We start from the raw sequence: 16,456 nt of genomic DNA, 5'->3' as shown, positions 1-16,456 counted from the left end.
TGGAAATTAATACATATATTCGCCAAAATTTTTTTGGATGAAAGTACTATTACACTTATTAATATTTTGTTGTTTTTTTAGCGGTGCAGTTTATGCACAAAATGAAACCAATATTACTTACGGGCTCAAGTTTGGCGGGCTATTTTCTAAAATAAGCAATTTGCCGGAAAGCATTAAAGGAAGAGACAATACTTTCGACAATAGCGTGATGGAAAGCAAAGGTGCTTACGGATTAGAAGGCGGTTTTTTCTTAAACTTCAAACTTTATGATACCCGGGTTGCCATACAACCTGAAATTTTATTCAGACAATCAGGCGAAACAGTAAATTATCATGATGCAACAGGCAAAGAATTTGAGCTTGGTTTGCATTATGCTTATCTGCAAATTGGAGCTTTGTACAAAGTATACCCATACGAAGGTTTGAATTTAGGTTTTGGAGCTTTCTACGGAATCAGTTTATCTGCCAATAATGTAACCTATAAATCCAACGAAGCCGGAGGAATGTATGATGTAGCCACAAGACAATTTTATAAAGACGGTCTTGATGGTACAGATGATTTCTCATTATGTTTTGCCGTAGGTTACGAACTGCATAAAAGTATCCATTTTGATTTACGTTACTACCTGGGTGTAAAAGATGTAGTAAAAAGTAATTCTTCCTCCTTTCAGTTTATCGAAAATCAAAACAAAAGCAGTGTTGTATGTTTTTCTTTAGGCTATAGTTTTCATCAATGGTAATTTCAATAAAAAAAATGAAAAAAATTATTTTGCTTCTTCTATTAGTAAGCACAAAATCGTTGTTTGCACAAGGTGACAGAGAGATTACCTATGGTCTTTTTGCCGGCGGAATTTATTCTAAAATGTCTAATCTTCCCGATGTCATTGTTCCAAAAGGAATTTATGAAGGATATACGCTAGCCGAAGAAGGTAAGTTTGGAGCAACGGCAGGTCTGGTAATCAACTGGAAATATCCGTATGCCAAAGTGAGTATACAAACAGAGATTTCATATTCAGGACAGGGAACAGATTTAAATTATGAAGACATAAAAGGACTTAAATACAAAATGACTTTTGGCTATAGCTATCTAAATGTTGGGGCACAGTTTAAATATTATCCTGTTGAAGGTTTTTATTTAGGAGTTGGTCCGTATGTAGGTTTTAATATTGCCAGTGATAATATTAAATACAGTTCTAATAGTCAGGAGATTTTTGGCAACTCAGGAGCTTATTTCGAACCCGATGCCAATGTGCAAAAAGTACTGAAAGAGTCCTTAACCGGTAAAAATTATTTTTATGGAATGCTTTCTGCAGGATACGAGTTCAATTCAAAACTTTCTATAGGAGCGCGTTATACCTTAGGACTTACAGATGCGCTGGCAACAGAGGAAAACGGACATCGTTATAGCGAGAACAAAAACAAAATCAATAGTATTTCATTGATAATTGGTTATTCTTTTGACTTTGATGATTTAGCTAATTTCTAATCATCGCCCCCATCCTTAAACTTAGGAAATTATGTGTAAAAAGATTTTTTGTATACCTGTTTTTATAGCTTTATTAATGACCAATGCGATCTTTTCTCAGCAAAAAGCAGTGCCGGGATTAGTAGAAGAACCACAGTTTTGGATTAAATCCAGAAGCAGTGGTGATGCTTATTATTGGGAAAACCTCACAAAAAAGGAAGCAAAAATATCAGACCGAAAACATAATGGAGCTATTTTTAATTTTAATCCGAGTATTGTTTTTGATACCAAACAAGATTCGTTGATTTTACCTCTGGGGACAGAAAGTAAAAGAAAGCAAACTTTGTTTATGGTTTATAAAGTAAAAGACAGTTTAAAAGAGCAATTTTTATGGACAATAAACGATCCTAAAAAAACACTTTCTGTAGCGACCAATAAACGTTTGGTCGATCTAAAAAAATATTCCTATCAATCGTATCAGGAAAAAATAAAACCGCATAAAGCCAACATTCATTTTTTTCAGCAGAATGTTACCGATAGTCTTGCAAAGTTATCTTCATTAACGATAGGGCAAAAGTCCAAACTTGAAAAATTACCACCCGAAGAATTTAAAGGAAGCATAAGCGAAATTCTGGTGTACAACAGAGTATTGTCAGGTTTTGAAACCCAAAAAGTAGCAAGTTATTTAGCCGTTAAATATGGTATTTCGCTTTCGCAGTTTGATAATAAAAATTACCTGAACAGTAAAGGACAGACCATTTGGGACATCAATCAGCATAAAGGATTCGAAAATTCGATTACCGGAATTGGCCGTGATGATGCCAGCGGATTATTGCAGCCCAAAAGCAGTAATATGGCAGAAGAAGGATTTTTGACCATTGGATTAAAAAGTAAATCGAATATAATTCCGGATAATTTTTTTGCATTCTGGAGCGATAACGGAAAAAATCTTCTGGTAAAAAAACAAGAACAAGGCGAGCCAATCGGGATTGCAAGAGAGTGGCAATTGGATTTTGCAAATCCTGCGGATTTGAGTCTGGACTGGAGTTTTAATCCAAATTTTATCAAAGGGACTTTACCCAAAGACACCTATTACTGGTTATTAGTCGATTACTCAGGCAAAGGAACATATGACGAAAAAGATTCCGAATACATTCGTCTGGCAAGTACTTCGAGTACAGAAAAATTGGCGCTGAATGATTTCAATTGGGACAAACAAAAATCTGGCAAAGCCAAATTTACGCTGAAAGTAGCCCCCGAGATGTTTAGCAGAGTCTGGATTACCGAAGCCACTTGTGGAGTTACAGGATCAGGAGGTTTAAACTATAGCATAGAAGGCGGTGAAGCACCGTTTACTGTTACCGTAAAAAAAGAAGGAAGTGATGTTGTAGTAAAACAATGGAACCAGGCAGCAAAAAGTACGACAGGATTACAGCTTTCATCAGGAACTTATGATTATATCGTTCGTGACGGAAAAGGGAATTTGTACTCAGAAACTGTTTTTATAGCAGATAAACAAGGAACATTTCCAAATCTGAAATCTGATTATCTGTTAAAAGATGGAAACGCCCTGACACTTGATGCAAGTGCCGGTTTGCCAACAGGTAATTATGAATACCAATGGTTTTATGAAGGTGATTTTATAGATAACAATCCTAAAATACTAATCGATCAGCCCGGTATTTATGAACTTCGACTATTAAATGGTCAGGAATGTAAAACAGCCACTAAGATTGCAGTTACCTCTGACGGAAAAGAAATAACAGATTCAAGCGTATTGATTTTATATCCAAATCCTACCATAGACGGTCGTTTTTCGGTAGCAATGCAATTTCCCAAAAAGACCAATGCAACCATCACAATTTATAGTCCCACAGGAGCACTGGTGAAACAAAAACAATTCACGCAGATAGAAACTTATTTGTATGAAGATGCTATAAAAAATGCTGCCGGAATGTATTTGGTAACAGTAAATTCAGATTTTGGAACTAAAACTTTCAAAGTTATTGTGAAGTAATTCAGGTCTGTTTGTCAATAGATTACACGAATTAGAGATTGAAAGAATTGAAGAAATAGATGGATTGTCCATAATCGATTACCCCGCTTTATGAAAAATAAAATTATAATACTGGTTTTTTTAATAGGTTCGTTTTTGTTTGCAGCCAATTTTGGCCCATACAAGATCGTTTCTTTATTTACTCAAACTACTCCAGAAAAGGAACTGACTGTCTCAAAATCAGACTCTATTACAGTTCTTAAAAACGAAAATAAAAACACAAAGTCATTTAGTGCAGATATTTCCGAAGGAATTATTGGTGTAATGGATGAATCTGATGTTGATGATGCTTATGATAACGTCTTTCATCTCAAGGTAGATGTTTTACCATCAAATGACGAAAGTGCCTATTTAGAATATGAATTGTATGGTTACGATCAGGCAGCATCGATTTCAAGAAGTTTAAACAATGAGCCTAGTATTGGAGGACAATTTTTATCCCAGAATAAAAACTGGAACAAACAATCCGAGCTGCTTTCAGAAAAATCATTGCGAGAAGGAGATAATGTTTTATTATTTACCGCTCCCGAGGGAATTTCGAATTCATACCGAATTAAAAATGTTAGAATTGTTTATAAATCTGCCATTCCTTCTAATCATTTTACTTTATTACAGTCAGGCAATAAGCTTTACATAAAAGGTACTAATTTTCCATCCCAGATAAAAAAGATGAGTATTGGCGGAATTTCGATTGATCTCAATCAGCCGGAATTCGAATTGGTTTTAGAAAGCTCAACTGCAGGAAAAACTATTCTTGTAAGCAAAGAAACGACAACAGGAGTACTTATAAATGAGCATTTAGAGGTAAATCAGTTTTTAAAAGTAGATAGTTTCAGACCTTTAGAAAATGCAAAAGAAAGAATCACAAAAATAATTCATTTTCAAACCGAAAATAAATTAGCGTACAAAGATTTTCTTGCTGTTTTTCCGGTTGGAGCTTTAAAAAATGATGTTTCGGTCTCCGTAAGTGCTTTACGAAAAATTGATATTGCACCATTAAACGCTGCAATGGTCAATGTAACAGGAGCAAATGCAGGATTCAGATTATTGCCACACGGAACCGTCTTCGATAAAGCAGTGACTTTATCATTACCGTACGACAAAAAAACAATTCCCGAAGGTTATACAGAGAAAGATATCAATGTATTTTATTTTGATGAAAACAAAAGATTGTGGCAGGAAGTGACCAAAGATTCATTAGATATTAAACAAGGAATCATCAAGGCAAAAACCACCCATTTTACTGATTTTATTGCCGGAATCATCAAAATGCCGGAATCTCCGGAAACTTCCGGTTATACACCAACAAGCATCAAGGATCTAAAAGCGGCAAGTCCGTTAGTTGGAATTCAGTCAATCGCACCACCTTCGGCAAATGGCAGAGGAACGGCAAGTACCGGATTTTCTATTGTGATTCCAAACGGAAGAGGAGGGATGCAGCCTTCATTTAACCTGCAATATGACAGCGATGGCGGACATAGCTGGGCAGGTATGGGCTGGGATATTTCAGCACCGGCAGTAAGCATCGAAACCCGTTGGGGAGCACCAAGATACGATGCTGCCAATGAAACAGAGACTTATGCGATTGCCGGAGAACAATTAATCCCGAACTCACACAGAACCGAATGGGTAGGCAGAACAACAGACAAACAATTTTACCCAAGACGCGAAGGTGCTTTTCAGCAAATTATCCGTAAAGGATCATCCCCTAAAAATTATTATTGGATTGTAAGGGACAAAAGCGGAGTTGCCAGTTATTATGGAGGAACTGCTTCAGGACTTTCGAGTGGAGGAATATTGCAGGATGCATCCGGAAATATTGGGCATTGGGCACTTTGTCTTCAGGTTGATCTAAAAGGAAATACAGTTGAATACGAATACGATAAAAAAGACGGCGAGCTCTATCTTAAAAAAGTATATTATACAGGATTTGGCAGTACAAAAGGAAACTACAACGTAACTTTTGTAAAAAACGGAGATTTAGGCGAAGCCAATCGTCCTGATGTACAAGTTTCGGCAAGATTAGGTTTCAAGCAACTGAACAATCAGTTATTGCGAAAAATCGAAGTCCGCTACAAAAGCGATATGGTACGTAGCTATGAACTGAAGTATAAAGAAGGCGCTTTTAAGAAAACATTGCTTGAATCGATTTCAGAATACGACTCAGAGTCTAAATTGTTTTATACTAATACGCTGAATTATTTCGATGATATTCGTGATGCTTCGGGGAAATATAATCCTTTTGGACCAGAACAGAATTGGAGTGTGCCGGATGACCACTTAAAAAATAATATCTTGCCTAATATAGATATTTCCGGTAAACATACGCTGGGCAATAGTTCGAACGGTAAATCAGCCGGGGTTAATTATCGAATTGGAGTTGGATTATCTGCCGATTCTGGAAATTTTAAGCAAAATACTGTAGGGGCGCACGGAGGAAACAGTTGGGGATCATCTGAAACTATTGTTACCCTGGAAGATTTAGATGGTGATCAGCTTCCGGACAAAGTATTTAGAAAAGGAGATAATGTTTATTACCGAAAAAATCTTTCGAACCAGGGAATTAATGGTTTTGGTGAAATTCAGGAAATCTCATTAAATAATATAGGAAACTCATCCAGTAAAACTTTTAATTGGGGAGTAGATTTAGTTATAGGATATTCAAAAGTTAGTGCCAGTGTTGGTTTTGATAAGCAATATACAAATAGCAAAACCAAAAGTTATTTTATGGACTTTAACGGTGACGGATTAGTTGACTTTGCCAATAACGGGCAGGTTTATTACAACCGTTTAGTTAATGGAATTCCAACTTTTAAAACTAGCAGTACAGGTACACCTTCACCAGTTTCGGGAGATGGAGAACTTAGTCTGAGTTTTCCGACACCTGCAATGACTTTCGAGGAGATGCAGATTAAAAATCCGCTGCATGATGTGGTTCGTATGTGGCAAGCACCAGTAACCGGACAGATCAAAGTTTCTCATACCTATGAATTACAAAAAGATTTATCAAAAGAAAGAACGGAATATCTAACCAATGATGGAAAAGATAAAGCCGATGGTGTGCAATTGTTTTTTCAACAAGGAAATAGTTTAGTATGGAAACAAGCTATTGACGCAAAAGATTATAATAGTAAAACTAAAGAAGATGTAATTACCGTAACAAAAGGTGAGAAGCTGTTTTTCAGGGTAAGTTCTGTGATGGATGGAAGTTTTGATCAGGTTTTGTGGAGTCCAAAGATTTCGTATATCACAGTAAATGACAATACAGGCAGTTTATTGCCAATAGATGATGATGCTGTAGATGCCAACTTATATTCACTGAAAAATTATGATGCCGAAAAAGACTTTGTAAGCAGTACAAATTCGGGCTTATTAGTTTCAGCCGGTACAATTTCTTTTGCGGGAACTTTTGTAAAACCTATTACATCAGATCATGTAACCCTTCGAATATTTAGAAAAAATCTGGATACCGGAGCAGTTGAAACAGTACTATTTGAAAAGCAGTTTAAAGCAAATCAAGCTGTTAATTTTAATATGAGTAGCATTGGAGTATTAAATAACAATGCAACTTCGCAGATTCGTTTTGTTTTAGAAAGTCAGACAAATGTAAATTGGAACACCATTACTTTTAATCCTTCGATAAATATGCCAGCTGTGGCACCTGCTGTATCTGAAAATAAGAAAATAGATGTGTATTTGCAACGTTATAAAAAACGACTGGGAAATTATCTTATTGAGAAAAAAGTTGCTACTATTGATGGAATTCTATCCCTTAATTTAGCAGCTACTGATCTTGATTTAATCCCTGGATTTAATCCTCTTAAAGCAAAATTAAATGGCAATGTAACCATTACGGCAAAGCAAAATAACCAGTTAGTAGCCAGAAAATATTATAAAATGGTAAATGCCGTTTTACAGGAAGATTTGACAATTTTAGAGCCGGTAGCAGATTTTTCAAAAGTTATAAACGGATTACCAATTGATTTGGAAATTAGCGTTCCGGAGTTGGAAAGTAATGAAATAACTCAATATTGTGCTGCTCTTTTCCAAATGCCAGTTTATTTAAATGTACTTGGTGATTTTGCTGCAATCTGGTCTGCAGATACAAATAGATACGCTGTTTATTCGCCATTTTTTGCTGAAGAATTACAGTTAGGATTAGGGCACAGAGAATGGGGCGGATTTGTTATTAATAATACAGGAACTTTTGCTTCTGATGTAGTAGCGGTGTCGCAATTAAAAACATCTGATGCTTATAATGCAGAGCCAAATTTAGATCCTGAAAACCAATCAGAAACTGAGCAGCAGGGTTATGATATTGCAAAAGTCTACTTTGTAGCTATGCAGAGCATATATTCTAAAAATAATATGACTGGTCTGGAAGAAACCACTTTTATCGACAGCAGATTTATGGGAACTTCGCGTCTCGGAGAAGATGATATTGCCTCTTATTTTGATGCAAGTCTGCCAAGTCTAGACGGTGGAGGAACTATGGCATTAAACATCTTAAGTGAGAACGAAAGTACCAGTTATTCTGCCGGACTAAAAGTAGGACCACTTGGACCGGGAGGAAGTAAAGGAACAGGAAAAAGTTATGTTACTCAGACTATGGCTGATTTTAACGGTGACCGTTTTCCTGATTATGTTCGTGGAAAAGAGGTACAGTTTACTTCTCCGATAGGAGGAATAAGTAATCAAAAAGCCGAAATTTACAATTACAGTCATGGAGAGAGTAAATCAGATGGTATTAGTTCTGATGGAAGTTATTCTCATGGTTTTACAAAAACGGTTCAGAAAATGGTAGCTGTTTCAGATAGTAATTGCTCAATGGTAAATGAGCTTAGATCTGTACAGGAATCAATAGGTATTTCGGCAACTATGTCATTATCCGGTAATATGGGAACCAATGAAGATGAGTCTCAGTATATGTATATTGATATCAATGGCGACGGACTTGCTGACAGAATCAAGAAAACTGGAGAAGTAGCTTTAAATTCAGGTTATGGATTTTTAGCCGAAGAAAAATGGAATTTTGATGGTATTGCAACGGGTTATTCTGAGAATTGGGCCATAAGTCCTTCTAGCGGAATGTCATACAAATCAGGTTCATTTACTGGTGGATTCAATTTTGGAAAAGGAACTGATAATTCAAAGACTTTAATGCTTGACGTTAATTCAGACGGACTTACCGATAAAGTGATTTATAGTGGTGGTAAAATGATGGTCGCTTTAAATATGGGTGATAGTTTTATGGCACCAGTTGAGTATCCTAAGTATTCAAGAATGAATGAAAATAATAGTACGAATTACGGACTTAGTACAGGTTTTAGTTATGATATTCCTATTTTCTTGATTAGAATTACCCCTAGTCTGGGTGCTTCTGCAGGTTTCAGTACTTCTCGTACCGAAGCTACTTTTAACGATATGGATGGTGACGGAAACCTGGATTACGTACTTTCTGATGATGAAGATCATTTGGTAGTTCGCCTATCCAATATTAAGAGAACCAATAAACTGAAAGGAGTAACCAATGGCGCAGGTAACAGCTATGTGGTAGATTACGAATTAGTAAAACCAAGCTACGAAAATCCTTCGGCCAAATGGGTTTTACAATCCGTTGATGTTTTTGACGGTCACGTGGGTGATGGGATTGATCACTCATTAGCAAAATTTAGATATGAGGGCGGATATCATGATCGTCGAGAAAGAGAATTTTACGGTTTCGGAAAAGTAATTGAAGAGCAAATTGATGCTGCCGATAATTCAGTTTTCTTAACTACTGTTCAGGAATTTTACAACCAGGATTATTTCCGTAAAAATCTTTTAAAAAGAAGTTATACGTTAGATAAAAACAACAAAATGCGTCAGGAAGGTGAAAACGAATATAGTTTTACAGATGTAGTGACACAGGCAAGTGTTGCTGTTTCAGAGTTGAATTTACCATCATGTGATGCTAAACGTATTTTTGTGGGAATGATTCACGCCAATCAAAAAGTATACGAAGGCGGAAGCGATTATCTCGAAACCAATAGATTTAACACCTATGATGCCAACGGAAATATCACACAATACGAGGATTTAGGAAACGGTAGCGCAGCTAAAAAAGTAACAGCAAAAATTAGTTATTATGAAAGCAGCACGCCTTACTATGGCGGAATACCAAAACAGTTAGAAGTGTTTACTAGCGAAGGTTTACGCCGTAAAAGAACCACAACCATCAACACCACAACAGCTGAAGTTATTCAGGTAAAAAATTACAGCGCGGCAGATAAAATTGCAATTACAGATTTAGCCTATGATACTTATGGGAATCTGCAGAAAATAACAGGCCCTGCCAATCACAAAGCACAGCGTATGACATTGGATTATACGTATGATCCGGAGAATCATCAGTTCATGACAGAGATCAAAGATGCATTTGGATACCAAAACAAAATGGAATACAATTATCGTTTTGGTATACCTATAAAAACAACCGATCGTAATGATCAAATTACACTTTATACACTAGACAGAATAGGTCGTATTGCAACTATAAGAGCACCCTACGAAATTGCCTCCGGAAAACCATATACAATCGCGTATGAATATTTCCCGGAAGCCAAGGTACCGTATGCTAAAACCAAAAATTACGATCCGGAACTTGATAAGAATATTGAAACTTTTACATATGCTGATGGATTAGGAAGAGCTTTGCAGGTAAAGAAAACGGCCAGTTTGTTTACAGCAGCAGGAAGTGCAGATCAGGAAGCGCAAATTGTTTCCGGAAAAATTATTTATGATGGATTAGGTAGACAAATAGTAAGTTATTATCCAACCACAACCACAACAATTGATAATAATTTTAGCACCGAAATATCAGATATAACGCCAACTAGAACTGAATATGACGAAGTGAGCCGTGCAGTAAAAGTAACATTGCCGGACGGAAGTAAAAATACAATGGCTTTTGCCTTAGAAAATTATGATGGTCTAACAGTATTGCATGCTACAAAAACTGATGCCTTAAATAGAACAAGCCAAACCTATACAGATGCAAAAGGTCAGAGTTTATTAAGTATGCAAAATGATTTGATGACTAAGTTTGAAACTAATGCATTAGGAGAAATGATTAAAGTAACCGATGTTATGGATCATATCACCAAAAGTAGTTACGATTGGCTAGGCAGACGTGTTGAGTTTACCCATCCTGATGCAGGAACTATAACAATGCAGTATGATTTAGCAGGGAACTTAATAAGCCGTATTACACAGGATATTAAAAATACAGTTTCAAATGGAGGAGCGATAGAATATATTTATAATTACAACCGTTTAGAAACCATTAAATACCCTAAAAATCCGCAGAATAATGTGCAGTATAATTATGGTAAAGCCGACGGAACCGCATCACGTCGAGGAAGGCTATGGTTTTTACAGGATGCCAGTGGCGGACAGGAATTTTTCTACGGAAAATTAGGCGAAGTAGAAAAAGAAATTCGTACACTTCGTATCACTCCAACTGATATTCAAACCTATATTTCGCAATACGAATATGATACCTGGAACAGGATCCAGAAAATGACCTATCCGGATGGAGAGGTAGTAAACTATACCTATAACCGTGCAGGGAATCTACAAAGCATGCAGGGGAAGAAAGAAAGCCACACCTACGATTACATCAAACAACTGAGTTATGACGAATTCGAACAGCGCAAATATTTAAAGTACGGTAACGGTACAGAAACCAATTATACCTATGATCCTGTAATGCGCAGATTACAGCAATTGCAGGTAAAAAGTGCTGCGAGACAAGTCATGAATAACTCGTATAGTTATGATCTGGTAGGTAATGTTTTAGGGATCAAAAATAGTGCGCCAGTTGTAAACAATACACTGGGCGGGACTTCGGCTCACGAATACCAATACGATGATTTTTATCGATTAAAATCAGCAAAAGCAACCTATCAGGGCGAGTTTACAAAGGCAAGTTATGAGCTGAATATGAGTTATAACAAGATGCACAATATCACGACTAAAAATTTAGTGCATACGATAAACAACGAACAAAAAGGCTATGTGTTAGATTATAATTATGATAACGAATTACATCCTAACGCACCAAGCAAAATTGTTGAAGCAGGAAAGACAGAACCGCGACAATATGTGTATGATGGCAACGGTAATCCTACGTATTACGAAGAAACTCCCCCTTCGGGGGCTGGGGGGCTAAGTTTCAGAAAAATGACCTGGGACGAAGAAAACCGTTTGTCAGGTATTAACGATAACGGAAGAATTCACCAATATACATACGACGCAGCGGGAGAAAGAATAATAAAAAGCTCAGGAGATTCTCAAAACGTAGCGATTAACGGAGAAACTGCGGCAACCATTGTGCATACGGATGATTATACAGGTTATATATCTCCTTATTTCGTAATAAGTAAAGGAAAATTTACCAAACATTATTTTGACGGCGCAGGACGTATCGTGAGCAAGTTAGGAAACGGAACTTTTGCACAACCTCTAAAATTAACAGCGGGAGGAATCAATTATAGTAAACTAACAGCCGAACAGCAGAAGGCATTAGATATGTATGTAAAAAGTTTAGGCGTACCTCCGGGACCGCCAACGCAACAGGGTATTTATGCCACACCAGAGTTTACAGGTAATCCGTACCCAAGTGAAGTAATAAAACCTGTTGAAGAAAATCAGGAACCACCGGAAGGTTGGCCAAGAAATCCGATTTTTAATGCTCCGGGCGATGTGCCGGGACCACCGGTACAATTTGGTCCCCCTGTAGAACCTACAACCATAAAACCTGGAGAAGGATTTACAGGAATTGGTTTACCAGAGAAGGATATTTTTTATTTTCACCCTGATCATTTGGGAAGTACTTCGTATATTACAGCAAAAAACGGAAGTATTAGCCAGCATGTCGAGTATATTGCCTTTGGAGAGGTTTTATTTGAGGAGCATTCCAGTTCGTTTTCTAGTCCTTATTTGTTTAATGGGAAAGAGTTGGATCGTGAGACGAATCTGAGTTATTACGGCGCTAGGTATTTGGATATGAAGACCTCGCTTTGGTTGAGTGTAGATCCACTAGCAGAATCAACCCCAAATTGGACTCCGTACAGATATTGTTTTAACAATCCTGTTAATTTAGTAGACCCAGATGGCAGAAAAGAGTATGATGATGATTATACAGGTAAGCTCGGAAAAGGTGATTGGTTACGAAAGGATCGATTAAAAAATACTGATGTTTGGAAAAGTGCCAATAAGTATAATTTGAAACAAAATGATGGATATAAAGAATATAAAACAATTTCTCAAAGGACGGATTTTTATGGATGGTTTCAATCAGAAACCGAATCTAAAGGATTTGAAACAGTATGGGCAGGTGCGGCATATATTATAGCGCAACAAATGTCTATTACTGAAAATGTTTTGATTAGTTGGAAACTTTCTAGTGATGAATTAAAATTTGCTCAAGATGGTAATAAAGCAATTTTTGAAGATGTGTTTGATAATTTAAGGGATTTGATTGATGGGCCAGCTCTTAAAGGTAATGATGCAATCAATTGGGATAGAGCCACTTTAACTCATGAACAGCGTGATGTGGTGGACCCGATTTATAAAAGACAAAGTAAAGCTACTTTAGGTACGCTTTCTGATATGGCAAAACAAGAAGGATTATTTTCATTGGGAGTAATTTTCGGTAATACCCCAGAATTACAATTTGAAGGAAATCTAATGAATTGGAAAGAAAGGTATGATCACGGTATGAAAAAAGCTGTACCTTATTATAAAAAGTGTGGAAGTTTAGGCGGTTGTAATCCTTTAATTAAAAATGGAGGAGCAGTAAGATTCACAGCATTTTAATTTTTAAATTATGAGATATTATATAACAATTTTTATCATGGTAGTATTACTATTATTATTCTATAAATTTTTCCAATTGGATACTAAAACAACTATTTCTAATTTTAATAAAGTTGACAATTATATTTGTTATGTTGCGGAGGATACCATATTGGTTGTTAAAGATTTGAATGATGAAAAAGTTTTAGAAAAAAATCTCTCTAATAGTTTTGGTTATAAGCCTTTAATTTTTAATGATAAGATATTTTTTTCAGAATCAAACGATGTTATTTGTTGTTGGGATCTAAAAACTAAAAAGGTTTTATGGAAACAGAAAACCCCAAATATTGTAAAGGCTATCATCAAATTAAATGAAAAAACAATTTTAATTAATATTAAAAATTATGGTTTTATGGTTTTTAATAGTGAACATGGTGAAGTTTTGTATAATATTTTACGAAATAAAGATGATTGCCATAGTCCAGACTTATCTCCTTACCCAGTTATTGTTGACAACAATAATTTTTACATCTCAAATTGGAATTGTAACTCTATATCTTCATTTGATATTTCCAACGGTAAAGTATTATGGAGTAAAAAACTAGAAGATGGAATTTATACATCATTACTTTATGAAGATTACATATTTTTAGGTTTTAATAATTCATATGAAAATGGCGGAGCATATTTAGTAGAAAAAGAAACAGGAATAGTAGTTTTTAAAAAACAATTATTGTTTGAAGAGAGGTTAAAGCCGCTTATAAAAAATAATAAAGTATTTTTTTATACCTATGATAAGAAACTCAATGAATTTGATTTTAAAACGAGGACAGATAAAGTTGTGGGCAAATTTACTTCGTCAGATGATATAAGTGGAGGTCAAATGTATTTAATTGATAATAATATTTTTTTCCAGGATTCTAATTTTGATGTTTTTAAATTTAATTTATTGAATTATAAAAAAGAGTTAATAGGAAAATCAGATTTTGGCGGCATTGAAGAAGTATATAAAAAAAATAATCAGGCAGTAATAGTTTTTCCTGACAATTCACGTCTAATAGTTGAATTATAAATTGGTAATTTATCTATACTAAGTATTCTTAGTAGAAGTACGGATTGAAGGTTTGATAGGTGAAATTTTATTACCAATAGTTTTTGCTTACTTTGAGAACAATTTTGTAAAATGTTTTAGGGGTTATACGAAAAGCTGATAATTTATTAGAGGTTTTGCTGATTGACTTTGCATTAGCAAAGAGAATCTACAAAGAGTAAAATAAAAATGACAACCTCACATTGCTGTGAGGTTTTTTTATAAATCTATAACTTAAAATTGTGGGTCATGTGATAAGTATTTCAAAAAAAAGATTATTATTAGCATATCGATCATGAGATTTGAAAGTAAAAAATACCTCACTATAAAAACACATATATCTTGTATATATAAGATATACAATAATTATTATAGCTCTTTTTTTATTTCTATCATGCAAAAATAAAGATGAAGAAATTGGAAGGCCAGATCCTTATATATTAACAGAAAAAAATATTTCAGAAGATTGTAGTGCTTATCAAATGCGTTTTAAAAAAGGCAAATATATTTTAAATTTTGCTTTATCAGGAACTTGCAAAAAAATAAAAGCTGAAGACTATGTGAAAAGAGTATTCTAGATATTTAAAATTTTATAATGATAGTTTAGTCCTTAGAAAAGGATTTATTTTAGTTCAATATTATGGAATTCATTCCAATATAAAAGATTTTCAGGATTCTATAATAAACAACACAAAAAGAAATTTTAAAACTCATATGTCTTTAATATATTCTGATGATGAGTGTTTTACGATTAAAGTTGGGATGTAGCTGTATCTGACTGAGGTCTTCTTTAATGATTAGTATATTACAGAAATCTATAATGATTAGAATAAAAGAAAGCCTCACAATTTTGTGAAGCTTTTAAATTATTTACAAAATCAAAAAAACAATTATATCTGTGTTTTTTTTATAAGAATGATCTTATGTTTTAGGAAACGCTTCGTATCTTACAACGAGAAACAGAAGTATTAGCCAACACATGGAGTACATCGCCTTTGGTGAGGTATTGTTTGAGGAGCATTCCAGTTCGTTTAGTTCGCCTTATTTATTTAATGGAAAGAAACTTCATCGCGAGACAAATCTTAGTTATTATGGGGCTAGGTATTATGACGATTGGAGCAATATCTGGTATGGTGTTGATAGGATGTCGGAGAAATATCCTCATGTTGGCGCTTATGTTTTTTCCTTTAATAATCCGGGAGCAGTAGTGATTTCTACAGGAGGAGCTGTGACTGCAGGATATGGTGCAGGCATGGGAACAACTGCTGCAATTAACTTAGTCAAAAATTTAGCAGCTCTTAAAAAGTTAGGAGTTGATTTAATGCAAACTGAAAATACATCTGGAGGTGGAAGAGGATCTAATAATAGCACTGCTGATTACGAAGCAGTAGGTGAGATCATACAGTAATAAATAATAATGGAAATACAACTTACGCGGTAGACTCTAAAAATCCGAAGGAAAACAGTAAGGGAGTATGTTTTAAAACAGAAAAAAGAGTTGATTATTCGAGAGCAGCTCATGTAAATAAAAAGACAGGTGCTAGGGTAGAAACTCCCCATATTCAACAAAATGGAAATGTTAGACCAGCAGTACAAGGTCAAGATATACCTGCAAATTAAACTTTTAAAACATGATAAATTGGATTCAAAATTGGTATACGGAAAATTGTGATGGTGAATGGGAACATCATCAAGGTATAAAAATAGAAACTCTTGACAATCCAGGTTGGAATGTTGAGATTAACTTTAATTTCACAAATACAGAAGTTAACAATGAAAATTGGAAAGTGTATGAATTCTCCGAAAATGATTGGATAGGCTATAGTATTATCGATAATATTTTTAATGCGTCTGGAGACTCTTTCAAATTAAATGTAATTTTAAAAATATTTAAATTAATAACAGAAAATAAATCTATTGATGAAGATATTGTCACAAAATTAATTAATGAAAATAAAGGGTAATGTATTTCGTGCTCCCTTATTTTGATGGTCAGCATAATAAAG

General features: G+C 34.9%; 7 protein-coding genes. All 7 read left to right on the top strand.

Annotated features, from left to right (window positions below):
* The first annotated feature begins 37 nt into the window (after positions 1–37).
* The 7 genes from QLQ94_RS21585 to QLQ94_RS21555 all read left to right on the top strand — a co-directional run bounded on the left by QLQ94_RS21585 (position 38) and on the right by QLQ94_RS21555 (position 16,414).
* Positions 38–739, top strand: a complete 702-nt coding sequence (locus tag QLQ94_RS21585) for an outer membrane beta-barrel protein (RefSeq protein ID WP_271335989.1) — start codon at positions 38–40, stop codon at positions 737–739.
* Positions 740–753: 14 nt separating this feature from the next.
* Positions 754–1,485 (top strand): outer membrane beta-barrel protein, encoded by a 732-nt coding sequence (locus QLQ94_RS21580; protein ID WP_271335990.1) that lies wholly within the window; start codon positions 754–756, stop codon positions 1,483–1,485.
* Positions 1,486–1,516: 31 nt separating this feature from the next.
* Positions 1,517–3,481, top strand: coding sequence for a T9SS type A sorting domain-containing protein (locus QLQ94_RS21575; RefSeq protein WP_427402772.1), 1,965 nt, complete (start codon positions 1,517–1,519; stop codon positions 3,479–3,481).
* A gap of 90 nt (positions 3,482–3,571) precedes the next feature.
* On the top strand, positions 3,572–13,381 hold the full coding sequence (locus QLQ94_RS21570; protein WP_271335992.1) for a SpvB/TcaC N-terminal domain-containing protein: 9,810 nt from the start codon (positions 3,572–3,574) through the stop codon (positions 13,379–13,381).
* A gap of 76 nt (positions 13,382–13,457) precedes the next feature.
* Complete coding sequence (locus QLQ94_RS21565; RefSeq protein WP_482498491.1) at positions 13,458–14,432, top strand: outer membrane protein assembly factor BamB family protein; 975 nt, start codon at positions 13,458–13,460, stop codon at positions 14,430–14,432.
* A 997-nt stretch (positions 14,433–15,429) separates the two neighbouring features.
* Positions 15,430–15,858 carry an RHS repeat-associated core domain-containing protein gene (locus QLQ94_RS21560; RefSeq protein WP_271335994.1) on the top strand — a complete coding sequence of 143 codons (429 nt, stop codon included), beginning with the start codon at positions 15,430–15,432 and terminating at the stop codon, positions 15,856–15,858.
* 223 nt (positions 15,859–16,081) lie between these two features.
* Complete coding sequence (locus QLQ94_RS21555; RefSeq protein ID WP_271335995.1) at positions 16,082–16,414, top strand: Imm53 family immunity protein; 333 nt, start codon at positions 16,082–16,084, stop codon at positions 16,412–16,414.
* Positions 16,415–16,456 lie beyond the last annotated feature (42 nt).

This window comes from Flavobacterium sp. B114r, from assembly GCF_056824125.1.
Note: the sequence above shows the minus strand (reverse complement) of the source record. Positions and strands in the feature narration are given on the sequence as shown.